The organism is Vibrio sp. 1751 (assembly GCF_033339895.1).
GTDB lineage: Bacteria > Pseudomonadota > Gammaproteobacteria > Enterobacterales > Vibrionaceae > Vibrio > Vibrio alginolyticus.
Window position 1 is genome coordinate 1 of record NZ_JAWOVM010000014.1, and the last position, 23,069, is coordinate 23,069.

A 23,069-nucleotide genomic window follows, 5' to 3' on the forward strand; every position below is an offset into this window, starting at 1 on the left:
CTGAAACTCAGTATATTGTATAAAAGTCGGTCAACTTTAGGAGGTTTGGTTTCTCGTCTGAATTACGCAACAAAGCCTCTGGAACTTCGAAATAGATGAGAAACTCACTGTCGATGAAATGATTTATGCGACGAGCGTTTTCTTCCTGATCATTCGTGAAAACATCTGAATTGTGACAAATACTAAAGGCACCTGGACCAATATTTTCTGCCCCGATAGATATTCGGTTTTTATTTGGGTTAATGCCCAGGTCTTCATTCGAGTAGAACGGGTCGGTGATAAGACCTAAATATGCCTCAACATAGGCTGTCAGTGGCTTCGGAATAATAGCTTGTACTGAATTGTTCATAATAAATCTCCGTGTTGTATTGGCCGCTTAATAACTTAAGCGGTGATTTCAGGGTGCAAGAGGCCGTCACCGATATTTCACGGCTAGTTGCTTAATTAATATGTGTTTATTTTTCGTGCGGTCTGAATAAACAGACTTAAGTGTTAGTCGCTTTGGTGTTGAAGTCTTACATCGTGGGCAATAGCTCTTTCGACATCAAAGTGGTCGCCCATCGTTCCGGCTAGTCCGGTATGAAATAACTCCTCTTGGTGGAATGTGATTGCACTGGTAATCGCACCAAATATTTCCAGCATAATGTCCAACGGAAGCGAAAGGTTGGAGCGAAGGTACTCATAAGCTTGGTACATCTGCAGAGGCAGTCCTTTGTTATTGTCAAAGTCGTACACGGCTTCAAATTCCGCAGGTTCTACACCCTCGAAGGTTACTTTAGTTGTCAGTATGTGGGTATTACCTACTAGATGTTCAGATTCTGTTCTGAAGTGATCGGTCAGTCTTAAGAAACGTTCGTGGTCATACTCTCCGTTAGTACAGATCAGCGACTCAGAGTTGTTAAAGGCCATGATCAGGCCGCCAAATTCAGAGTCTCCGTATGCGACCAGTTCTACAGTTTCATCTTGCTCGTTAACCAGAGAGTTTTCGTTACCAACCAGTAGGTTAGTCAGAATCTTAATATCTTTTTGGATGGAAGCTGGGATTCTGTTTTCCATGGTTTAGTCCTTATCAAATGTTTCAATATGTGAGCGAACTGCTCAGTCAGGAAGGATTATGTAGTCAGAGCCCAAAATAGGACAGGAAATAGAATCTCACGGATTCCCATAGAGTGGGTCTTGGGGCTATCTGGTTGATTTGTAATGTTATTTACGTAGCGTTTATGTCAGGTGGCGGGGACGTAAATACAGTAAAGTGGCCACGAAGCCTTTAAAAATAATATGTTAAAGGGTTGGTGGCCACTTGGTGAGTTCGAGGTCTGTGATCTGGCCTAGAAATCTGTTGTTGAATATGCGCTATGTTGTATTTATATCAAAATAACAAGCAATCAATAGGCTGGGTAAATGGAACAAATCTCAATAATTCACGTGGCTATCGCTGGTGCTGTCATCGTGGTGATACTTGCGCTTGTCAGTAGCAGAAAAGTAACACGAGGCTTTGTTGCTTAATTCGATGAGAAGACATGGTAGCCCCATGTTGTTCAGTTCTTAAACAACATACTGAGTTTCAGGCATACCTAGCCCTGTAAGCTTGTTCAGCGCTTTGATCATAGCGTAAGTCTCACCAACTTGAGCGTTGTAGTCCCTCAGGCTTAATTTCCCACCTAACAACTGTTTTACCCGATACATTGCTGTCTCTGAGAGCGAGCGCTTATGATAACCATACCGCTTTTTCCATTTCTTGTTAGAGCCGTAGAGCTTCTGGCAACCCACTGCTAAGTTGCGAGGAGGTCCTCGTTCCCAGAAGGCTGCCCCTTCTCGTGGCGGAATGAGCGGAACAGCTCGCTTGAGCCGTATGGCATCATGGCAATTCCTTGTGTCATAAGCACCATCGCCTGATATCTCAATGATTTTACGACGTGTCTGCTTAAGCAAGTTGGGAAGTACTTCGGCATCGGTTACGTTAGATAAGCTCAGCTCTGCTGCGACTATTTCGTGGGTGCTAGTATCTACTGCGATATGCAGCTTACGCCAAACCCTACGCTTCCCGTCAGTACCATGCTTCTTGACCTTCCATTCGCCTTCGCCATAAACCTTGAGGCCAGTGGCATCAATGGCTAGGTGTTGTATCGCACCTCTGGTTTTAGTTTTAAATGAAACCTCAACTTCCTTAGCTCGACGGCTTATACAGGTGTAGTGGGGACAAACTAGCGGGATGTTAGCCAGCTTAAATACCGAGTCTAGAAATCCTTGCAGTGCTCTCAACGGCATAGAGAATATGCGTTTCACCATCAGTGCAGTAGTAATGGCTAAGTCGCTGAATTGGCGAGGTCTGCCGCGCTTGCCTTGTTTGTTTTGCTTCCACTCGGCTATCGCTTCCTCATCAATCCAAAAGGTCAGAGAACCACGGTTTATTAAGGCTTTGTTGTACTGCGTCCAGTTAGTTGTTTTGTAACGAGGTTTAGGCATGAGGCTACGATGATTAATGGGTGTAGCCGATCAGATCGTAGCTTCTTGATTTAGTTCCATCGATTTAAGCAACAAAGCCAGCTCGCGGGTGAATAGTTACTATCAAAGAACTGATAGATGAATTAGATGTTTTCACCGTGAATTTAGTTTGCAAGCAATGAAAAGGTTAGTGATGATACTGGGTAAATAAAATTTTATCATAAATAAAGCTTGCCTTTTGAATGGCTTCCTTACGGTTATTTACTTTTAATTTTTTATATATGTTGTAAACATGTGTTTTAACGGTACATTCAGCGATAAATAAATCTTCAGATATCTCACGATTGGATGCGCCTTTGATGACAAGTTTAAATATTTGAATCTCTCTCTTGGTTAAATGAGTCTGTTTCGCTTGCAGCTGTAGTGCATAAGGACGAATGTCGGTTATCATCTCTGTCATTACTTTTCTTGGCAGCCACAGATCACCATCAATTACGCTTTTTAAACAACGCGTAAAGTGCTCTATAGGTGCATCCTGGTAGATAATCCCTTTCAAATCTATGAGATACATTAATTGTGTTTCTGCTACTATCATTTCTCCAATTTCTTTAGGAAAATCATAAATTATCCATTTATTGGATAATACCTGTGATAACGTTACTTGGATATCGATAACCTTTTCTAAGGTTAGATAACTAATAAGAACGAGATCAGAGCTGATGGTCTTAGTAGATTTATTAATTTCTTGTAAGCATTTTCTTTCAAAAGAAAAATAGCCACTTTTGTTTATTTCTTGTATTATAAATTGGTTGCTAATCCCGTCATCGCCTATCAAAAGTATATGCTTTATAGCCCGATTACAATTATGTTCTTGTTCTACATAACTCATAGTTATAATTTCCGTTTTTTATTGTGCTCACTTATAGATTAGTCAATTCTAGGTAACAACGCGGAAGTTTGCCAATGTGGTATTCATATTTTGATATATGTATCGCTTTATGGCTGTTGGGATAAATTAGGTTCGATTGATATCTGCAATGTGTCTTCGTATTGACCTCCAGGTTTTTCTTCTGCGTTACCAATAACAAAGATCAGAGGAATAGGTTGACCAGTCGTAGCAGCGTGACGTGGGATACGTACACTAAATTGTGTAAGATTGACGTAGTCGTTGTCGAAGATAATTTGATAGGGAATATCCCACTTGGGTTCATGTGATTCGTGGCGTAATGCACCATGATTTGATGACTCCAAAACAACCGCATAGGCAGAGTTACTTTGAACCCATAGGTTAGGCGATGAATTGATTACTTTGTTTGAGTGTAACGTTCCTAAGTCAAGGTCATAATGTGGTTGTGATAATCCGTAAAAATGAATTTTCGCTGCTGGTGGTACATCCACAGTGACAGGAAGCAAAGTAGGACTTATTTCTATTTTGCCGTCTATTTGTGCATATGACGTAGCAACTTCTAATACGCCTCGATAGATCCCTGACGTTAACCATTGTTTAGCGGGAAAGCGCATTTGTACGGTTGCAGCAGGTTGGTTCTCGGTCAAAGTAAAGCGCCATTGATTAGCTATTGTGTTACCTGATTGCCCACTCCACTCGAAAAAGAGCGAATCTTGACGGCTACTTTTCAATGATTTACTTGTATCGTCAAGCTGTAAAACTAAGTTCAGTTTGCAGCCCTCACCAATAATATTTGCACTCACACGATAGGTATTGGTTGTTGCAAAACTGCTGTTATTGAAGACATCGTATTTTGCTTGTGTTGATACTGGTTGGATAGACAGAGAGTTAGCTTCACAAGCCCAAACAGAAGGTATATTAGCCAATGGTAGCAAGAACAACGCGCTCCGCTTTAGTTGTTTAATCGACATATAACTCTCCTAATCTGATCAAGGTGTCACTTCGTTCACTAAGATTAATAACTACTGACTCTTGTTCTTTAGTGTCAAGAACGAGTTTGTATTGCCCCGGTTTTAATCCAGAAATCGCAAAAACACCACTACGGTTTGTAAAGAATTCAATTGGTTGTTGCTGTGTTTTACCAAGGTACTGCGCAAAGCCCGCAACAAGTGAAATAGGGCTGTTACTTTGACGATCGAACAGTTTACCAATGACGGTTAATACCGCATCAGAACCAATTTGCAGTTGGAATCCTTTTTTATAGCCAGGTTTAACCCAAAAAGCGCCTTCTCCGAGATCGTAACCGGGTGGTAAGTTTTCCACGTCGTATCCGATCACTTGGCTGCTATAGGCCACAAGGTCAGGAACCAACGCAGAAGAGTCTTCATAGAGATAGACGCGTGCTTGCTTACCGTCTCGGGTAGGGTCGATGGCAATGTCGTTCTCTGCAAGGCTTTCATGTTTATTAATGATGGCAAACGCTTCTCTAACGGGTCTTCCTATTGTCACTGATGACCCTGCAAATGCCACCGCACTACTAAGCTTAAGATCGGTGCTATGATTTCTCGTATTATCACTGATGCTCTCAAGGCGAGAGGTGTGACTCGCGCTTAATTCATAGCGGTTTGCCGTATAGTTAACCCCAAGATTAACATCCGCGTCAGTCTCTTTGTTATTAATGGCACTGGCAAATGCAGAAACGCCGCCAGTGCTTCCAATATTATTTTGATAACTATAATCTAAGGCACTTTCATTGAGTTCTGTTGAATAACGACCAACGACACGTGTTTGTTTGCTGAGTGGCCAACTTAAGGTGAGAGTCGTGCTAATGTCATCGCTCCCCCTCTCGTTATTCTTATAATTAACACGAGCGCTCCACGTGGCGGGTGTATCGAATAATCTTGCAGATAGGCTGGGGCTTACAATCCAATAGTCGTTTTTTTTATCAACGCCAGCTCGATAATTTAGAGTAACAGCCGCGCGTAATGAACGTGAAAGATAGATGGATCCAAAAGCACTAGCATAATGAGTCGTTAAATTAATATCACTGCTTGATGCTTCATATGCCGATATTCCACTGAAGCTATTGCTTAAATATTCATAACTGAGGCTTAACTGTGGCTCTAGTGAGTTTGATTTAGAAAATTCGGCATCGAATGCTACTTTATAAGCGTCACCGCGACCATAAATCGGATGATCACTGTGTGAAGCGTTTAATTCAGTAATGCCTAGTTTAGAAGCGAAAAGTGCGCTAGCACCATATTGGTATAGGTTTTCACGCACTTGAGAATTAACTCCTAAGGTTAACCAAGGTGAGACACCAACATCGAGATAACCGTGAAAAATACGTTCATCCGTGAGGTATTCTAATTGTTTATTTTGGATTTCTGATGGAACGCCATACATGATACTGTATTCGAATTCGCCACTGTTTAATAAATCATTACCGGTCGCAATCGAAAATTCAATGCGTTCTTCATTTCCTGAACGATCAGTAATAACGAGCTCAATATCATTGTTTCCTTGTGCTAGTGGAATATCACTGAGATTATAACTGCCCGCACCAAGGGTTAATCTTTGTACAGGGATGCCATCGATATACACATCGACATTAGACGTGCGCTGGAGTGTGAATGATTGACTTGCACGAGGGCGTACATTTTTGGTGGGTATAAGAGTGAAGTCACGCGTCACGCCAACTCCCAAAATGTCTGTTCCATCTTGAAAAGCTTGACCACTGTTGTACATATCGCCTATTACTACTCGAGTACCTTGTTGGGGGTAATCGATATTAAGGCGTGTGCCTTCTCTAATGTAGCTTGAACCGGTTAGAGAACCATTTTCTATAAAGGATTCATATTCAAAATTAAGCATGCTTAGATTGAATGCTGAGTCGAATCGACTGCGATATAGGCTTTCTCGAGCAGAGTCTTCGTCGACAAATTGACTTTCATTGGCGGAAAGCGACACATTCACATAGCCACTCAAAAGGCTTGGCTTCGCATAATTATATAAATTTCCCGCTTCGCTCATAGATAAATTCTGTGTCAGGCTGGACTGTGGTGGGATTGTCAAGACACATTCTAATGAAGCAAAATCAAAGGTTAAACTTACCCCTGTTTGTGCGAAGTGCTGTTGAGACAATATGTCATCACCACTGGATTCTTTAAGCGCATTTATTACCTCTTGTGTCACAACTGACGTTAGGAGAGACAGGGTGTCCTCTTTGGGTAATAAAATTTGGTTGTCTGCCGTAATGGTGATGTCTGCTTCACCTAATATAGTATCACTGACCCTTAGTAAAGAGGTGAGTTTAATATCTCGGCCAGTTGGATTAAGCACCATTTCTTGGCTGTGGGCAGCAGAATTTATTATGAATAGAACCAAGCAGCACATGAAAGTGGGCGTAACCAACGTGCGCATGATCTTAAAAATGTCAGTTTTCATAACCATGATATATGCCAACGGGTAATTGAATCGAAGAAGAATGTACAGTAATAGTAGAATGAGGCGGAACAAACTGCTCACCCAGCGCCTTATGCACGGTCTGATTAATATCATCAGGAAGGTTGTCGAACCTGAGTAATGAAGTGAAGGTAAATCGATTCCCGGTGTTAGTGAGCGTTAAACTACCATGTTCACCAATATGTAACTTTATGTCCGGTTGAAGAGAAGACGAGTGAACGTGTAACAGTGCATTGTAGTGGATCTGTAGATTAATCCCAGTAGACAAACCATTCACCTTTTCAACTTGAGTACTGCTTCGATTTATATCGGCGGTGCTAAAGCGGATAAAGTAACTTTGCGACATTTCGAGAGGCACTTTACTTAGCCATTGTATTCTAAATGTTTGACGCTTTCCGGGCGCGAGCATTGCTGCGGGCGGAAACACCAAAATGTCTTCATTTGGTGAGCTAGACGTAGACGTTTCAAACGTACCATTAGGCGCAAATGTCAAACGTCGAACGTTGGCTTCAAGTGCGAGCGTTTTGGTTGAGTTGTTGGAAACTACCAACTGCGAAGTTAGTTGATGATCCGTATTTAGCTCAATGACCGTGGGGGAGAGTGTAATTCCAAACGCTTGAGTATATATAAAGCACACTATCACTCCGGCTAATAAACGCCATTGCATCGTTACTCCTCCTGTTCAATATCAATTGATAGTGTACGAATGTTGAAGTTCTCGAGTGGCAACATTTCAAAAGAACGTTTGGAGTGGGGCAATACTAACGTCCCTGAGATACGTTGTGAAATTTCATTTCCTTTTAAATAAGTAGATTGAGTGCCATCGGATACTTTCCACGTCGTGTTGGTTAATCGTCCGTAACTGTTGCCGCTATTCAGCACATCTAGAACCCAATTGTCTTTGTCGTTTTGTTTTATACTTGTGACGGAAAACTGGGGCGAGGTGTTTTGCGGACGAACATTGATGAGCGTGTTGAATCGAAGAAGTAAACTCACTTGGCCTTGATTGCTGCTGGCTCGTTCCACTTTAACTTGTTTAACCGCAACCCGATACGCTTTAGATTCAGTGATGGATGGATCGCCTAAGTAACGAATCATAACTGATTGTGCCCGGCCTGGTTCTATAATGGCAGTGACGGGTATGACCAATAATTCTTCATCCGCAGGCACAATGGTCTCGTTACCATATTCATCCATGGTCATGAAATAGGGTTGTAGTTCTACCGTCAATGGCACAGTAGAGGTATTCTCCACCCGCATCGTCATTTGAGCACGTTTCCCTAATGGTGCCATCTCGGCAGACATCGGTTCTACTTTAAAAGCATGTGCGAACATACACGTAAACGACAAAAAGAAAAATGTGAACCAACGAATCATAGCAGTGAGCTCCATCAAAAAAATCTTACATGACAATAAAGGAGGAGGCGAAATACGCCCCCTCATTCTGTACGTTTAGTTTGAGGTGATATTCACAGTTAATGTGTCAGAGTAGCCACCAGCCCAAGGAGATGTCTCGGTAGTAACAATGTCAATTGATGCACCTACACCAGTAGCCAAATTGCCTGAACCACCATAAGATTGAGAAGCTGAAACATCGTTTAGACCAGGGCCACCCGGTGCGTTCAATGTAAAGGATGCTAAACCGCCAGCAGGGTTAAATGTTGCGTCATATTTTAGAGCAAAGTCTTCATTATCATCCGACTCCAAACCACCTTCCGCACTGGTCATGGTAACGGTCGCACCATCTGCATCATTACATTTCAATTCCAGACCACCTACACTAACGCTTTGAATTGTTGAGACGTTACCAAAGTCAATTAACTGTGTGGCAAGGCCAGTCACTTCACAAACAGGTGATACATAACCAACTAACTGAACGTCACCTGGAGCGGCGTAAGCGTTAGCACCAAAAATAGCGGTTACAGCAGCTGCACAGAGTGTTAGCTTTTTCATAAGAAATTCCTTTCACTTTTGATTGTTGGCTCAATTACGGCTGAGCGTATATTGCTCTGCAGTTATTTGCAGAGTTCCTACTTTGTTACGCTATGAATTGAAGGGTATACTTCAATTTCAATAACGTCATGATAATAACCCGCATAAAGCAAGTTATTTTCGAGCGTTACCCTAAGTACTCCTCGTTGAGTAAAAGGAATAACACCAGAGCTGTCTATCATTGCGGGCGAAAGCAATTGTCTACTAAGTCGACTTTCATTTAATCGAAGCTCATCGACTTGCAACGATAATTCGTAATTTTCAATTAATTCAACGCCCTGATGTTCATATTTAAGGCCACCATATTGAGAATTGATGGTGATCCCCAAAGGGCGATTGCAATATAGTGAGAAGGGCAATGATTGCGTCTTCTGCTCAGAAAAGGTCATCACATTGCCTGATAAAAAAGTAATCTCACAACGATCTTTAATTTGACCTGCTAACCCCATGGTCAAGGTGTTCGCACGGACATAGAAAGGGATCGATAGGCTCATAACCGTTAGCGTTATCACGAATCTACGAAGAGTAAAAAATATTTTAGTCATTTACTCGCCCCTATCTGTTCAATTGCATTCGTTGTTTAACAATTCAAACTATAGAAAGCACAGACTTTGGCATAGTAGTAAAAAAAGTTGATTATTAATGGAGAGTAGGAGAAATAGTATGAGTTTAGTTAAAAGAAATGAGCCCATTTGTTTGCAATAGGTTGATATAAAATGAGTTGTATTTATTGAGGTTAAAAGTTAGCGAATAAAGAATATTTTACTTATTGTAAATGTCTGATTTATAAACTAGCAGAAGTATGCGTTTACGATATGTTTTCAGGCAACGAATTGCTAGTACAAAAAGGGGATAGGAATCGACATTTCTGGTATTAATTTATACAAATAGGTGGATTTATCTCCAGTCAGTTGATAAATAGAATATTTTTTGTTGACCAGATAAATTAATCCGTTAAAGTACGCCTCGTTCTCACGGCAAAGGCCGCTGAGACAGATGGTGTCTAACCCATCGCATGATTGCGTTGCCCTGGTGGTGGAATTGGTAGACACAAGGGATTTAAAATCCCTCGGCGTTCGCGCTGTGCCGGTTCAAGTCCGGCCCGGGGCACCATCAAAATCTTTGGTGACAGAGATACAAAATCAGAAAGGCGCCTTGGCAGAGTGGCTATGCAGCGGATTGCAAATCCGTGGACCTCGGTTCGACTCCGGGAGGCGCCTCCACTATTTCGAAAGCCAGTCTTAAATAACTGGCTTTTTTCGTTTTTAGTCTGCCTTTGCGCTTTCCTAAAGTCTCCCATGTTTTGATCACCATTCAATATTTTTAACGTGCTAATCATTGATTTTATAAATGTTAGACAACTCAATAATTGTATAGTGTGATTGGTGATAGTTTCTCTTCGATTGTAATCCGAACTTTTTGTATTACAGGCAGCAACCTAGCTAGCGTCATAGTTAGTATCGCTTGGTGCGTATATGCAGAAAGGAGGATTCTAGTCCTTAACGTGAGAGAAAAATAATGAAAACATTCAACCTTAAACCTACACTTTTACCCTTAACTTTGCTGCTCAGTTCGCCTGTAATGGCGGCACAAAATGGCACCATGATGCAGTATTTCCATTGGTATGTGCCAAATGACGGTGCACTCTGGACACAAGTTGAAAACAACGCTTCGGCACTATCTGACAACGGCTTTACTGCGTTATGGTTACCGCCCGCCTATAAAGGTGCTGGTGGTAGCAACGACGTCGGTTATGGCGTTTATGATATGTATGATTTGGGAGAGTTTGATCAAAAAGGTTCGGTGCGCACCAAGTATGGCACCAAAGATCAGTACCTAAGCGCCATCAATACTGCCCATAAAAACAATATCCAGATTTATGGCGATGTGGTGTTCAACCATCGCGGCGGTGCGGATGGTAAATCCTGGGTCGACACCAAGCGAGTCGATTGGAACAACCGAAATATTGAACTTGGTGATAAATGGATTGAAGCGTGGGTAGAGTTTGATTTCCCTGGGCGCAACGATAAGTACTCAAACTTTCATTGGACGTGGTACCACTTTGATGGCGTGGACTGGGACGATGCTGGCGAAGAAAAAGCTATCTTCAAATTCAAAGGTGAGGGTAAGGCATGGGATTGGGAAGTGAGCTCGGAAAAAGGCAACTACGATTACCTTATGTACGCTGATCTAGACATGGATCACCCTGAAGTTAAGAAAGAACTTAAAGACTGGGGTGAGTGGTATATCAACATGACTGGTGTTGATGGGTTTAGAATGGACGCGGTGAAGCACATCAAATATCAATACCTGCAAGAATGGATTGATCACCTACGTTGGAAAACAGGGAAAGAACTATTCACGGTCGGAGAGTACTGGAACTACGATGTGAATCAGCTGCATAACTTTATCACCAAAACCTCTGGCAGCATGTCTTTGTTTGATGCACCGTTACATATGAACTTTTATAATGCGTCTAAATCGGGTGGTAGCTACGATATGCGTCAAATCATGGATGGTACGCTGATGAAGGACAATCCAGTCAAAGCGGTTACCTTAGTAGAAAACCATGACACTCAGCCTTTGCAGGCGTTGGAATCAACCGTTGATTGGTGGTTCAAGCCGCTCGCTTACGCGTTTATCTTATTGCGTGAAGAAGGTTATCCATCCGTGTTTTATGCAGATTACTACGGCGCCCAGTACAGTGATAAAGGGCATGACATCAATATGGTCAAAGTGCCTTACATTGAAGAGCTAGTAACACTGCGTAAAGATTATGCGTATGGCAAACAACATTCTTATCTCGACCACTGGGACGTAATTGGTTGGACTCGAGAAGGTGATGCAGAGCATCCACATTCAATGGCCGTGATCATGAGTGATGGACCTGGCGGCTCGAAGTGGATGTATACGGGTAAACCAAGTGCTCGCTACGTAGACAAGTTGGGTATCCGAACTGAAGAAGTTTGGACTGATGCGAATGGTTGGGCTGAGTTCCCAGTAAACGGCGGATCTGTCTCGGTTTGGGTTGGCGTTGAATAATCCATTCCTGTGATTTTGATACAGAGTAGGCAATTCTTGATAAAACTCTTCAATGAATCAATGTGTTATTTGATATTCACTCTACAAATGAGTAACTTATATTTGAGCATAATCTAGAGGAAGATGAAGAATGGAATCTATTGCTGATGTATTGGTTGTGGCTATTGTGTTCGGTGCCATATTTGGGGGAGGGATAATAAAGTTAATCTTGAACCATCGTAAAGAAGTAAGAGCGTTGGAGATATCTGAACGTAATATGATGAGCCGAGAAGAACAAGATAACCTTAACAAGCAAATTGGTGACTTGAAGCGACGTGTTGAAGTGTTAGAGCGAATTGTCACAGATAACAAATATCAACTTGAAAAAGAAATCGCCTCTCTGTAGATCACCACTTAATCGTAAAGCCGGCGAAGTCCGGCTTTTTGGTGTCTGTACGTCATACCTTTCGGATGTTTAACTCAGCGTTCATCAAAAAAGTCTTTGTCGCGAATGTATTTACTCATAAAGTGATAAGAGAACGGTCGCATTAACCAACTAAATAAGGAGCGCCCAAGCCGTATGAGCGTTGGGGTGTTCTCGTATATTCTCCCGTTATATAACCATAGCATTTTGCCTACATGCCAATACAAAAAAGGTACGGGCGGCATAAAGGTCACGATGTCGATGTCGCAACAAATCCTGTATGTTTTGTGCCCCAAACGGTAGCGTTTCTTAAACGTCCAATCTCCGACAGCGGGCTGTCCGAAAGTGACCACGCGTTTAATGCTTTTGGGGTATTTTTTCTCAATATAGTCAGCAAAAACACTGCCAATCGCGCCACCTGAAGAGTGGCCAGTAATAGTGATTCTTTTTCCCCTGAGAATAAGTGGTACAACGATACCTTCGAGGCGTTCGATCACGGTCAACCCTAACCGATCTTCATTCCGGCTCGGTAAACTTTCTTGGAACAACAGATGATAGAAACCCGCGTGAATGCGATAGTTTAGTCCCAACCTTCGACAACTTCTCGTCCACATCGCGAAGTTCAACAACCAATCACTGATACTGTGTGAGCCTTTAATCACTACGACCACTTCACTCTGTTTTTTACTCCAGAGCACGCGAATCATAATCTTACCGTGTTCATTTCTAATGACTCGTTGCCCATTAGGATCGAATCCATATTGAGTTTGTCTGAAGACGCGAGGGTAGGCGAGATTACAAAGCACCGCATAGCGCTCGTATTGGTATCGTTTTAATGGTTTCACGTTATCTTTCTTAGTGGAGCCCAACGATTGACTGTAATTAATGAATATTAAGAATACGTGAACCTTGATTTAGGGTCGGTAGAGATTTTGTGTATTGGAATCGCGAATGAAAGACTCAAACTGGCTTAAATGCGTCAAGATGGTTTGGCGAGAGAGTTCATGATGTTCGCTAAGCACGTTAATTAGCTTTTTCAAAGCCTTACGATCTTGTTTATTGAGATTTGCTGTTTCTTTGAGTTGTGCGAAAAATTCAATTTGACTTGAAGTGTCGTTAAAGTCACCGAGCTTGTCTTGCAATAGTTTGAGTTGTTTCACGTTGTTTTTGTGCTGTTGGGAAGGATAGAGCGTGGAAAATCCTTCTAACAAATAACGAAGCGCTTTGCACTTTATCCGCATCGAATGAATCACGCTGTCACGACTTTTGTCCGAGATTTTGCGTCGTGCTTTATCAACTTTTTAAATTGAACGGAGATTTTTTGGCTTGCGAAAAGTAACGCAGGTACGTTGCTATCCACTGGTTCGTGTTGCGTACTTCGCAACATACTATTCCTGATCAAAGTGCAGTGCGTTGTGTATTCTTGTGTAGCTAGCCAACGCGTAACTTTTGCTTGTTCGTAAGCACGTTCAGATTCTATAAAGCAAAAAAGTTGCTCAAGAGACGATTTGTGATTTGGGAGCATTTCAATGTATTGGTTTTTGTCCAAGATAAATACGTCCAAATCACGCAGCTTATTTGTTTTCTTCATCATTATTCTTAAATGAGGTTTCAAAATACGCTGTTCAAAAGGAGGGATCAGTTCGCGAAGTAGTGAGCATAGTGAGCGTATGCGCCTCAGTGTGACGCGATATTGGTGTGTATATTCAGGATCCAAGTCGTCGATGACTCCCTGCTCCAGAGAGCGTGCATAATCAAATTCAGTAAGGAAGAAGTGGGGCACTACGAAGTCGAGTTCGGAGTCGGCATGTAAGGGTAAGTGAAATGATGGTTTTCGAAACATGATGAGCGCTATTTTGTTCTCTGAAATACACGTTAAGTTTATACCCATACTGTTAACTTGCGCGATTTGTTGGCTCTTCATTGATATAAAATGAGAAGGTTAAAAGGCACGAAAGCAAAGCGTATTGATGATCAAATAAGCAAAATGATCGCCCTTTGTTCGTTTGAGTTGGCTTTTTAACCATTTGAATAAAAAAGACTAATTTTTTGTTGACCAGATAAATTAATCCGTTAAAGTACGCCTCGTTCTCACGGCAAAGGCCGCTGAGACAGATGGTGTCTAACCCATCGCATGATTGCGTTGCCCTGGTGGTGGAATTGGTAGACACAAGGGATTTAAAATCCCTCGGCGTTCGCGCTGTGCCGGTTCAAGTCCGGCCCGGGGCACCATCAAAATCTTTGGTGACAGAGATACAAAATCAGAAAGGCGCCTTGGCAGAGTGGCTATGCAGCGGATTGCAAATCCGTGGACCTCGGTTCGACTCCGGGAGGCGCCTCCATTCTTTTACTTGTCCATGAGTTCCGATAGTAACCTGTAGGATCTCAACTTCTCAGATTGTTCAAACACCATCGTGTTTACCATAATTTCATCCGCCCCAGTGCGTTCCAAAAGTTTCTCAATTTTCTGTCTTACATATGTTTGATCACCATGGATAGATTCACGTAATTGAGTTTCAACGTGAAGCTTTTCCTGTGCTGACCATAGTGGTGCCATACTTTTCACTGGTGCGCGAAGTTTTTCGCGATTGCCGCGAATCATTTTTAAGAATTTTTGCTTCTCTGTTGTCGCGAGAAAATCTGCATGTGACTGAGTATCCGCTACGATAACGTTGGCACAAATCATCACATAGGGTTGAGCTAAATGCTCGGATGGGACAAACTCATCTCGATAAAAGTTTAGAGCACGAGACATTGCATCTGGAGCAAAGTGTGCAGCGAATGCGAAAGGTAAGCCTCTCTTAGCTGCTAAACGTGCACTGTATGTACTCGACCCCAGAAGCCAAATCGGCAGAGATGTGTTGTTACCTGGATAAGCCGCGACTGGTTGATTTCGAGATACGGGACCAAGAAAGAAATTAAGTTCCTCCAACAGCTCTTCAAAGTCAGGATCCATATGCTCTGGTTCCCGCCTTAATGCATGCATTGTTTGGTAGTCGGTGCCTGGTGCGCGTCCTAACCCGAGGTCAATGCGACCAGGGTATAATGCCTCTAACGTTCCGAATTGCTCTGCAATTACTAGTGGTGCATGGTTAGGTAACATGATTCCACCTGAACCTAAACGGATCGAGTTCGTGTGCGCTCCAATATGACTGAGTAATACACTGGTTGCGGCACTGGCGATATCGGGCATGTTATGGTGTTCAGCCATCCAAAACCGATGATAGCCCCAGGACTCGATTGATTGAGCTAATTCAACGGAGCGTTCGAACGTTTCGGTGAAGTTTGTTCCGTCGGACACGGGTGCCAAATCCAGAACAGATAAACGAGGAAAAGACATAGGATAGTTATAGCCTGTTAATGAATCTTAACTATCATATGGTGGTGAAAGTTGACGTTTAAAAGGGGAGGATTAACCATTCACAATGGATTATTTTTCTTCAATGCCTGGAGAGCGTTTAGCTTTTGCTATGTGATAAAAGCGGCTTTATTACTGTAAGTGGCCACAGTGGTCGATGTCGTTGAATATTCGCATGTAGAACGTTTCCACAGCTACTTTAGATTAAAACATAGGCCTCTTTAACAGCGAACTGCTGTTGTCGACAATAGTGAACGAGCTAGCTTTAGAACGTTTTGACTGATACATAGACTTGTCTGCCGCTGTTAATAATTCATGTACATTCGACCCATGCTCAGGATAGAGTGCAATACCAATGCTAGCTCCGACGCATAACTCTTTACCTTTAAAATGAATTACTTTTTCTATTTCTTGGATATAACGTAGTGCACATGCAGACAGAGACGTACCTGTTGTGTGTGAACGATGAATAATAATAAATTCATCTCCACCAAAGCGGCCTACCATGTCTGATTCGTCGATAATACTTGATAATCTACTAGCTACAGATTTTAACACTGCATCACCTGCCTCATGGCCATGGCTATCGTTAATATCCTTAAATAAATTTAAATCTATAAAAAACAAACTAAAACTATTCTCACTGCCTCTGAAATTACGCGTAAGCTGGATCAAATGTTTTTCTATTGCTCGACGATTGTAGATATTAGTTAAGGAGTCGTGCTCAGACAAAAATACCAAACTTTCTTTTTGACGATTTAGAACTGAAGTTTGATTCTCTACTTCTTCTTTAAGTTTTGATTTTGATATTGTTGTGTGGTTTAACAATGCCGCCATTTTATTGAAGTAACAAGACAGATTTTCAAATTCCGTGAATTGATTTTCTGAAGGGATTTTATAGTCAAAATTTGACCTGCTTAATTGTTTTATTCCATTTATAAACCTTTGAAAGCTTCTCTTGAACTTTATTTTTATATAAAAACACAATAGCATAACAACCAGAGAGATAAAAATAATACCTGCTTGAGTGTAATAATTTAAATTTTGTAGTTTTGTAGACTTATTATTAAGTGTTTTTTTATAAATATATATTATTTCATTATTCATATCCTGGGATACAATATTTATTCTGGATTGTATGGCAGGATTTGATTTATTATCATTTACAACTGAATCATTATGGCGATCTTTTTCTAGTAAATGATTATTTTCATATTGAACTAAAAAATACAGTTCGAGATTCATTTTTTTTAGGTCTTTAGTAAGGTATAAAACATCTTCATTTTGAGATAATAATTCGTTTAATTTGTTATGAGAAATCATGAATTGTGTGAAATTGTTTTTTCCCCTATTTTGAGTGTAAGCCCAAAGATAACTACTTAATGACTCTAATGATATTTGTATGTCCATTATTTGGTTTAATTGTTTCTTGGCTTTATAATCTTCTATTTTTATGAAGCTTATGTATACTATAACGCTGATACATAGTATTACGCTTAGACTGAATAGTGATGCTAAATAGTGGTTTAACGAACGATGCATTTTAATCTAGACCATCAAAATATGAATTGATATAGCTTTCTTTAAATATTTTTCTGTAATTTGGAATCTGTCCTTCTACATAGCTTTGTTTTAATGCCCAATTAGCTTCTGATTGTAATGTAAATAATAAAGAATTCGTTAAATTTAATCGAAAGTTATAATCATCCCAACTCCAAGATATTTCTTCAACTGTTGTGTTAAGTTTTTGTGATAGTATTTTCATTGTTAAATGAGGGTTTTTATCCATCCAGTTAATTGAGTGATGAAGTGACTTTATTATTTTCATTACTTCTTGATCTGATTTTTCAATGTGTATTTCTTTTGATACAAGCAAAAAGTAAAGTTTATACACGCCAATAATTCCTATGTTCTTTACTTCTTCATTTATTCTATTCTTGGCCATAAATCCGTATGGCTCCCAAGTAGATATTGCATCGACGTTTCCTTGCATTAAATGATTTATAATAACCTGCGTTGTTGATGATATTTTTTCTACTTTTTCTAAATCAATGTCATTTACCTGTAGCAACAAGTCTAAGTAATATTCGCTAGCGCTCTTTTTTATTACACCAACCTTTTTTCCTGGTAATTTATCTATACTTTCTATGCCAGACCGCTTTTTAGTTAGCAGCTTAATATCATTCGTAGAAGATGCAAAAGAAGTGATTAATGCTAAATCTTTGTATTCAAAGCTTTTAAACATCAGTACGCTTTCAGAAAAAGTGGCGTAATTAACATGGTTTTCTAGAAGTAGGTTTGAACATTCGACCCCTCCAAAGCACATGATAAGTTCGACGTTTAAATCGTTTTCTTCAAACGCACCTATGTGCTCTGCAATGATAAAAGGGGCTGACAGAGGCGTCTTAGATATACCGATTGTTGTAGGTTTGTGGATAGCATTTGATACCGTTGTTAACTTTAAATAAGCAACTACTAATGCAGAAAGAACTAAAATTATGATAGCTGTAGAAATCTGTTTTGTATCCATCAAAAACAACTCCCTTCATAATAGTAGTAATTAATCTATCAGTTAAATGAGTGTAGTTGCTTATTGGGTTGATGCTAGGAGAGGAGGGGATTTATTTGTATCGTGCCAAATTTATGAGTACCTAGGGGTAATTTCGGTAACTGGCTTAGATATAAAGAATTTATCTTTAGTTAGTTCAAGTTGTAGCAAATGACTGATTTCATAACATGATGATTTATCGAGAGATATCAACTTTTTAAGTTGAAAAATTGTACTCCATTTTTGCCATTTTTCTTTATCTCATACATTGCGTGATCGGCTTTTTGATACACTTCATTAAACGGTTGCTTTCCTTTGTTAAAGAGACAAACACCGATACTCATTCCTATCGTTACTTTATGTAAGTCTTGATTTATCGCTGGAATGATTGAATCTAAGAGTTGATTGCAAAGTTGGGATATTTCCTCTCGACTTGAATGCCAGTTTAAGATAACAAATTCATCGCCTCCTATGCGTCCAACTTGAGACTTGCTTGACGCAAGCTCTGTTAAGCTATTGGCGATATTGATGAGGAGGGTGTCGCCAGTATGATGGCCTAGCAGGTCGTTAACTGCTTTAAAATTATCTATATCAACAAACACTAAAGCAGACTGCTGAGACGGTTCGGTTTGAGGTTGATGATTAAAGTTTTCCTCAATTGCTTTTCTATTTAACAATCCAGTCAATGGATCACTCGAAGCCAACTTGGCCAGTTGCTGCTCATAACGCTTTTCTTTTGTAATATCGATATGAGTACCCATCATCCGTAGTGGTTCGCCATCAGAACCATACTCGACGATGCGCCCTCGATCGTAGACCCAGTTATCACTGCCGTCTTTATGAATCATGCGATGCACTACCTCATAAAGGTCGGTCTTGCCTGCTAGGTGATCTTCAAATGCACCCACCGCAAGATCATAATCTTCAGGGTGGAGATTGTTTTTCCACGTTTCAACCGTCGCGGTTAACTCATGGGGCTGATAACCTAGCATTTTTCCCCACTGCATATTGAATATCGTCAAAGTACCTGAAGGAATATGCTGCTCCCACAAACACAGTCCATTACTGTCGAGTGCAGCATTCAACTTTTCTTGTAGTCGCGCATTCTTCCGCTTCAGCTCTTCATTTTCTTTTTCTAAGCAGGCAATTCGAGTTAGATATTCTTCCATTTTGCGCATAATTTACGTCGTTTTCGGAGCGACAATATACGAAAAATACTTTGCAATTTCTATGATTGAGCTTGGAGATATAAATATTGAATATGCGGTAAATAATAAAGAATCGGTGATGTTACTTAAGAGCAGTAAAGTAAATGCTTGGAAAACAAAGAAGGAAATAGGGGGTAAGCGAGGGGCTCTCCTGGTGCAAAGTCTTAAATGGAGGCCTTTGCACCGGGACTACTGAGGGTTAGCGGTTTAGTGCACCACAACGCTCAGGTTGGTATGTGATATCGACAATTTCAATTGTCTTCACTTGATTATTTGGCATTGGCCAGTCAAGTTTTTGGCCGACAGACAAACCGATCAGTGCGCTGCCTACGGGTGCAAAAATAGAGATATCATCACTGCTTTTCAGTTCAGAAGGGTAAACCAGTGTCTTTGTCATGGTTCTATCTTCACCTGAAAATTTAAACTCTACAGTCGAGTTCATCGTGACCACGTTATCTGGCATTTGTTCTGGCTCAAGAACTGTTGCTCGGTCGAGCTCTGCTTCTAATTCCACAAGCTCCGCTGCGATGTTTGGCATTTTATCCAACAAAGCCGTGATTCGGTTCATATCTAAGCTTGAGATGTAGATAGAATTGTTTTCTGACATTTTATGACTCCCAAATAAAAGGCCGCCTCACAAAAATGGGACGGCACTCTATATGTCAATTACGGTATCAATCATATGGACGCTATTCCATATGAACTAAACCCGATTTTAGTCTTTATAGTGCGACTTAGCTAGTAAAAAATTTTTGTTGTGAAGCTTGATTTTTCTAAATCTTTCAATCACTTCAGATATTGTTCTCTGATCACCTTGAAACGGTGAAGTCAAGTGAGTGCGTCGTTTAGAAGCAAAACAGGATTTATCGTAGGTGTGCTCGGTTTCGATGGTCAGTCTTACTTCATAAAGCAAAACGGTATAGTCCGTTGCTAGCATGGCTTCGGTTATCTCAGTTTGTTAAAACTACCAATATCCGTTAATAAATTACTTTTTATTTCGCAATAGTCAGATAAATACGTTCATCTACCCCTTTAGGGTAGTTTGAAATTGTAATTGATTTACATCATGTATTAATTTTCTTTCACAATTAACAATGAGCTCAGTGATAAGAACCTAACCCTTAGGAATTATAATGAGCAAGTTGAAGCTAGTAGTCATCGGTAACGGTATGGTAGGGCACCGTTATATTGAAGACTTAGTCGAGAAAGCTGATATGTCTAATATAGACATTACGGTTTTCTGTGAAGAACCTCGTGTCGCATACGACCGTGTGCACCTTTCCTCTTACTTTTCTCACCATACTGCAGATGAACTTTCTTTAGTAAAAGAAGGCTTCTACGAGAAACACGGTATTAACATGCTGATCGGCGAACGCGCGATTAACATCAACCGTGAAAACCGCATTGTTTACTCAAGCACTGGTCGCGAAGTTCAATACGACAAGCTGATTCTTGCTACTGGCTCATTCCCATTTGTTCCACCTATCAAAGGTCACGAAAGCAAAGACTGTTTTGTTTACCGTACTATCGAAGATCTTAAAGCGATCGAAGCGTGTGCGAAGAAGAGCAAATCAGGCGTTGTTGTCGGTGGTGGTCTGCTAGGTCTTGAAGCTGCGGGCGCATTGAAAGCTCTGGGTGTAGAAACGCATGTTGTTGAGTTCGCACCAAAGCTAATGGCTGAGCAACTTGACCTTGCTGGTGGTAACCAACTTCGTCAAAAGATCGAGCGTATGGGTGTGAACGTTCACACCAGCAAAAACACGCTTGAGATTGCGGCAGAAGGCACAAACGCACGCAACGTTATGCGTTTTGCTGACGGTTCAGAGTTAGAAACAGACTTCATCGTATTCTCTGCAGGTATTCGTCCACAAGACAAACTAGCACGCCAAATGGAGCTAGAAGTGGCACCTCGTGGCGGTGTTGCTATCAACGACCATTGTCAAACTTCTGATGAGAACATCTACGCGATTGGTGAGTGTGCGTCTTGGAACGGAATGTTCTACGGCCTTGTTGCTCCTGGCTACAAGATGGCGACAGTTGCTGTTGATCACCTATTAGGTAACACAGAAAGCAAATTCGAAGGCGCTGACATGTCTGCGAAGCTGAAACTGTTGGGCGTGAAAGTAGGTTCAATTGGTGACGCGAACGGTCGTACTGAAGGCTGTAAGAGTTACGTTTACCAAAACGAAGAGCAAGAAGTTTACAAACGTCTTATCGTTTCTGAAGACAACAAGAAACTGCTTGGCGCGGTTATGGTTGGCGATACGTCTGACTACGGCGACCTGCTTCAACTTATGTTGAACGAAATCGACCTACCAGAACACCCAGATGCGTTGATCCTTCCTGCACACGCAGGCGCTGAGAAACCAGCACTAGGTGCAGACGCTCTACCAGAAAGCGCAGTGATTTGTTCATGTTTCGACGTGACAAAAGGCAAGATCGCACAAGCGGTTGCTGATGGTCACCACACATTGGGCGACATCAAAGCAGTGACTGGCGCAGGTACTGGCTGTGGTGGTTGTATTCCTCTGGTCACTTCTGTCCTAAACGCAGAGCTTGCTAAATCTGGTATCGAAGTGAAGAACGACGTGTGTGAGCACTTTGCATACTCGCGCCAAGAGTTGTTCCACCTAATCCGTATCGAAGAGATCAAAACGTTTGATGAGCTTCTAGAGAAATACGGTAAAGGTTACGGCTGTGAAGTTTGTAAGCCACTGGCAGGTTCTATCTTGGCTTCTTGCTGGGGTGAGCACATCCTTAAGCCACAACTGGTTAAGTTGCACGACACGAACGATAACTTCCTAGGTAACATCCAAAAAGACGGTACTTACTCTGTTATCCCACGTATGGCGGGTGGTGAAGTAACACCTCAAGCATTGGGTGCGCTAGCGAACGTTGCTGCAGAATACAACCTATACACCAAAGTAACCGGTGCTCAACGTATTGGTCTGTTCGGTGCTCAAAAAGACGATCTTCCAGAGATCTGGCGCAAGCTTATCGATGCTGGCTTCGAAACAGGTCAAGCGTACGCAAAAGCACTTCGTATGGCGAAGACATGTGTGGGCTCTACTTGGTGTCGTTACGGTGTTCAAGACTCTGTTGGTCTAGGTTCTTACATCGAGAACCGTTACAAAGGCATTCGTACACCTCATAAGATGAAGTTCGGTGTTTCTGGCTGTACTCGTGAGTGTGCGGAAGCACAAGGTAAAGACCTTGGCATTATCGCGACTGACGCAGGTTGGAACATGTACGTATGTGGTAACGGCGGTATGAAACCTCGTCACGCAGACCTACTAGCAAGCGATCTAGATAAAGAAACGCTAATCAAGTACATCGACCGCTTCATGATGTTCTACATTCGTACTGCTGCGCCACTACAACGCACATCAGTTTGGATGGAAAACATGGAAGGTGGCGTTGACTACCTACGCGAAGTGATTGTTAACGACAAGCTTGGCATCAACGCTCAACTAGAAGCAGACGTAGCGAAGCTTGTAGACGAGTACGAGTGTGAGTGGACTGCGACCATCAACGACGAATCACAACTGACTCGTTTCGCGCACTTCATCAACTCTGACAAGCGCGATGACAACGTTGTGTTTGTACAAGAGCGCGAACAGCACCGCCCAGCAACCTTCACGGAAAAACACCCTGAAGCGAAAGGCGACATCCTACACGTAGCGATCACTGAAGCATAAGGG

At 41.5% G+C, this 23,069-nt stretch carries 19 protein-coding genes, 4 tRNA genes and 1 pseudogene; 7 read left to right on the forward strand and 17 right to left on the reverse strand.

Features of this window, described 5'->3' with window-relative positions; translation table 11 throughout:
• Positions 1–7: 7 nt before the first annotated feature.
• The 10 genes from R7041_RS07385 to R7041_RS07430 form a co-directional block, all read right to left on the reverse strand.
• The gene (locus R7041_RS07385) at positions 8–349 is read right to left on the reverse strand and encodes a hypothetical protein (protein ID WP_318114899.1); all 342 of its coding nucleotides are present in this window, start codon (positions 347–349) and stop codon (positions 8–10) included.
• A gap of 143 nt (positions 350–492) precedes the next feature.
• Positions 493–1,056, reverse strand: a complete 564-nt coding sequence (locus R7041_RS07390) for a hypothetical protein (protein ID WP_169643913.1) — start codon at positions 1,054–1,056, stop codon at positions 493–495.
• A 489-nt stretch (positions 1,057–1,545) separates the two neighbouring features.
• Positions 1,546–2,466 (reverse strand): IS5 family transposase, encoded by a 921-nt coding sequence (locus R7041_RS07395; RefSeq protein WP_213895869.1) that lies wholly within the window; start codon positions 2,464–2,466, stop codon positions 1,546–1,548.
• A 166-nt stretch (positions 2,467–2,632) separates the two neighbouring features.
• Entirely contained in the window at positions 2,633–3,334 is a 702-nt protein-coding gene (locus tag R7041_RS07400; protein WP_169643992.1) for a response regulator transcription factor, read from the reverse strand.
• 107 nt (positions 3,335–3,441) lie between these two features.
• Complete coding sequence (locus tag R7041_RS07405; protein ID WP_169643994.1) at positions 3,442–4,323, reverse strand: hypothetical protein; 882 nt, start codon at positions 4,321–4,323, stop codon at positions 3,442–3,444.
• Complete coding sequence (locus R7041_RS07410) at positions 4,313–6,697, reverse strand: fimbria/pilus outer membrane usher protein (RefSeq protein WP_169644015.1); 2,385 nt, start codon at positions 6,695–6,697, stop codon at positions 4,313–4,315. Before R7041_RS07410 ends, R7041_RS07405 begins: the two co-directional genes overlap by 11 nt.
• 91 nt (positions 6,698–6,788) lie before the next feature.
• Positions 6,789–7,484, reverse strand: coding sequence for a fimbria/pilus periplasmic chaperone (locus R7041_RS07415; protein ID WP_169643996.1), 696 nt, complete (start codon positions 7,482–7,484; stop codon positions 6,789–6,791).
• A 2-nt stretch (positions 7,485–7,486) separates the two neighbouring features.
• Positions 7,487–8,194: a molecular chaperone gene (locus tag R7041_RS07420; RefSeq protein WP_169643998.1), complete on the reverse strand. Its 708-nt coding sequence runs from the start codon at positions 8,192–8,194 to the stop codon at positions 7,487–7,489.
• Positions 8,195–8,269: 75 nt separating this feature from the next.
• Entirely contained in the window at positions 8,270–8,770 is a 501-nt protein-coding gene (locus tag R7041_RS07425; protein ID WP_169644000.1) for a hypothetical protein, read from the reverse strand.
• A gap of 77 nt (positions 8,771–8,847) precedes the next feature.
• On the reverse strand, positions 8,848–9,354 hold the full coding sequence (locus R7041_RS07430; RefSeq protein WP_225492135.1) for a hypothetical protein: 507 nt from the start codon (positions 9,352–9,354) through the stop codon (positions 8,848–8,850).
• A gap of 481 nt (positions 9,355–9,835) precedes the next feature.
• Here R7041_RS07430 and R7041_RS07435 point away from each other — a divergent pair.
• The 4 genes from R7041_RS07435 to R7041_RS07450 all read left to right on the forward strand — a co-directional run bounded on the left by R7041_RS07435 (position 9,836) and on the right by R7041_RS07450 (position 12,236).
• A tRNA-Leu gene (locus R7041_RS07435) sits at positions 9,836–9,922 on the forward strand.
• A 36-nt stretch (positions 9,923–9,958) separates the two neighbouring features.
• Positions 9,959–10,032, forward strand: a tRNA-Cys gene (locus R7041_RS07440).
• Between the two features lie 295 nt (positions 10,033–10,327).
• Positions 10,328–11,851 (forward strand): alpha-amylase, encoded by a 1,524-nt coding sequence (gene amyS / locus R7041_RS07445; protein WP_085570234.1) that lies wholly within the window; start codon positions 10,328–10,330, stop codon positions 11,849–11,851.
• A 130-nt stretch (positions 11,852–11,981) separates the two neighbouring features.
• Entirely contained in the window at positions 11,982–12,236 is a 255-nt protein-coding gene (locus tag R7041_RS07450; RefSeq protein WP_054702892.1) for a hypothetical protein, read from the forward strand.
• Positions 12,237–12,310: 74 nt separating this feature from the next.
• Here R7041_RS07450 and R7041_RS07455 read toward each other — a convergent pair whose 3' ends face one another.
• Complete coding sequence (locus R7041_RS07455; RefSeq protein WP_005375991.1) at positions 12,311–13,099, reverse strand: lipase family protein; 789 nt, start codon at positions 13,097–13,099, stop codon at positions 12,311–12,313.
• Positions 13,100–13,168: 69 nt separating this feature from the next.
• Positions 13,169–14,178: pseudogene (locus R7041_RS22710) on the reverse strand (CHAD domain-containing protein).
• 221 nt (positions 14,179–14,399) lie between these two features.
• Here R7041_RS22710 and R7041_RS07470 point away from each other — a divergent pair.
• Together R7041_RS07470 and R7041_RS07475 are read left to right on the forward strand one after the other, a co-directional pair.
• Positions 14,400–14,486 (forward strand) — tRNA-Leu (locus tag R7041_RS07470).
• Positions 14,487–14,522: 36 nt separating this feature from the next.
• Positions 14,523–14,596: transfer RNA gene (locus R7041_RS07475), tRNA-Cys, on the forward strand.
• A 5-nt stretch (positions 14,597–14,601) separates the two neighbouring features.
• Here the strand turns inward: R7041_RS07475 and R7041_RS07480 are convergent.
• From R7041_RS07480 to rnk, 5 genes are all read right to left on the reverse strand, one after another.
• Positions 14,602–15,594: an LLM class flavin-dependent oxidoreductase gene (locus tag R7041_RS07480; RefSeq protein ID WP_005376038.1), complete on the reverse strand. Its 993-nt coding sequence runs from the start codon at positions 15,592–15,594 to the stop codon at positions 14,602–14,604.
• Between the two features lie 222 nt (positions 15,595–15,816).
• The gene (locus R7041_RS07485) at positions 15,817–16,857 is read right to left on the reverse strand and encodes a GGDEF domain-containing protein (RefSeq protein ID WP_242531590.1); all 1,041 of its coding nucleotides are present in this window, start codon (positions 16,855–16,857) and stop codon (positions 15,817–15,819) included.
• 298 nt (positions 16,858–17,155) lie between these two features.
• On the reverse strand, positions 17,156–18,142 hold the full coding sequence (locus R7041_RS07490) for an ABC transporter substrate-binding protein (protein WP_206949020.1): 987 nt from the start codon (positions 18,140–18,142) through the stop codon (positions 17,156–17,158).
• 227 nt (positions 18,143–18,369) lie between these two features.
• Positions 18,370–19,329 (reverse strand): GGDEF domain-containing protein, encoded by a 960-nt coding sequence (locus R7041_RS07495; RefSeq protein WP_206949091.1) that lies wholly within the window; start codon positions 19,327–19,329, stop codon positions 18,370–18,372.
• Positions 19,330–19,567: 238 nt separating this feature from the next.
• The gene (gene rnk / locus R7041_RS07500) at positions 19,568–19,975 is read right to left on the reverse strand and encodes a nucleoside diphosphate kinase regulator (RefSeq protein WP_005390213.1); all 408 of its coding nucleotides are present in this window, start codon (positions 19,973–19,975) and stop codon (positions 19,568–19,570) included.
• A gap of 526 nt (positions 19,976–20,501) precedes the next feature.
• Here rnk and nirB point away from each other — a divergent pair.
• Positions 20,502–23,066 carry a nitrite reductase large subunit NirB gene (nirB, locus tag R7041_RS07505; protein WP_206949019.1) on the forward strand — a complete coding sequence of 855 codons (2,565 nt, stop codon included), beginning with the start codon at positions 20,502–20,504 and terminating at the stop codon, positions 23,064–23,066.
• Positions 23,067–23,069 lie beyond the last annotated feature (3 nt).

What these genes read in the sequence shown, in the direction of transcription:
- R7041_RS07385 (WP_318114899.1), bottom strand. Translation starts at nt 349, where the DNA reads ATGAACAATTCAGTACAAGCTATTATTCCGAAGCCACTGACAGCCTAT.
- R7041_RS07390 (WP_169643913.1), bottom strand. Translation starts at nt 1,056, where the DNA reads ATGGAAAACAGAATCCCAGCTTCCATCCAAAAAGATATTAAGATTCTG.
- R7041_RS07395 (WP_213895869.1), bottom strand. Translation starts at nt 2,466, where the DNA reads ATGCCTAAACCTCGTTACAAAACAACTAACTGGACGCAGTACAACAAA.
- R7041_RS07400 (WP_169643992.1), bottom strand. Translation starts at nt 3,334, where the DNA reads ATGAGTTATGTAGAACAAGAACATAATTGTAATCGGGCTATAAAGCAT.
- R7041_RS07405 (WP_169643994.1), bottom strand. Translation starts at nt 4,323, where the DNA reads ATGTCGATTAAACAACTAAAGCGGAGCGCGTTGTTCTTGCTACCATTG.
- R7041_RS07410 (WP_169644015.1), bottom strand. Translation starts at nt 6,697, where the DNA reads ATGGTGCTTAATCCAACTGGCCGAGATATTAAACTCACCTCTTTACTA.
- R7041_RS07415 (WP_169643996.1), bottom strand. Translation starts at nt 7,484, where the DNA reads ATGCAATGGCGTTTATTAGCCGGAGTGATAGTGTGCTTTATATATACT.
- R7041_RS07420 (WP_169643998.1), bottom strand. Translation starts at nt 8,194, where the DNA reads ATGATTCGTTGGTTCACATTTTTCTTTTTGTCGTTTACGTGTATGTTC.
- R7041_RS07425 (WP_169644000.1), bottom strand. Translation starts at nt 8,770, where the DNA reads ATGAAAAAGCTAACACTCTGTGCAGCTGCTGTAACCGCTATTTTTGGT.
- R7041_RS07430 (WP_225492135.1), bottom strand. Translation starts at nt 9,354, where the DNA reads ATGACTAAAATATTTTTTACTCTTCGTAGATTCGTGATAACGCTAACG.
- amyS (WP_085570234.1), top strand. Translation starts at nt 10,328, where the DNA reads ATGAAAACATTCAACCTTAAACCTACACTTTTACCCTTAACTTTGCTG.
- R7041_RS07450 (WP_054702892.1), top strand. Translation starts at nt 11,982, where the DNA reads ATGGAATCTATTGCTGATGTATTGGTTGTGGCTATTGTGTTCGGTGCC.
- R7041_RS07480 (WP_005376038.1), bottom strand. Translation starts at nt 15,594, where the DNA reads ATGTCTTTTCCTCGTTTATCTGTTCTGGATTTGGCACCCGTGTCCGAC.
- R7041_RS07485 (WP_242531590.1), bottom strand. Translation starts at nt 16,857, where the DNA reads ATGAATCTCGAACTGTATTTTTTAGTTCAATATGAAAATAATCATTTA.
- R7041_RS07490 (WP_206949020.1), bottom strand. Translation starts at nt 18,142, where the DNA reads ATGGATACAAAACAGATTTCTACAGCTATCATAATTTTAGTTCTTTCT.
- R7041_RS07495 (WP_206949091.1), bottom strand. Translation starts at nt 19,329, where the DNA reads ATGGAAGAATATCTAACTCGAATTGCCTGCTTAGAAAAAGAAAATGAA.
- rnk (WP_005390213.1), bottom strand. Translation starts at nt 19,975, where the DNA reads ATGTCAGAAAACAATTCTATCTACATCTCAAGCTTAGATATGAACCGA.
- nirB (WP_206949019.1), top strand. Translation starts at nt 20,502, where the DNA reads ATGAGCAAGTTGAAGCTAGTAGTCATCGGTAACGGTATGGTAGGGCAC.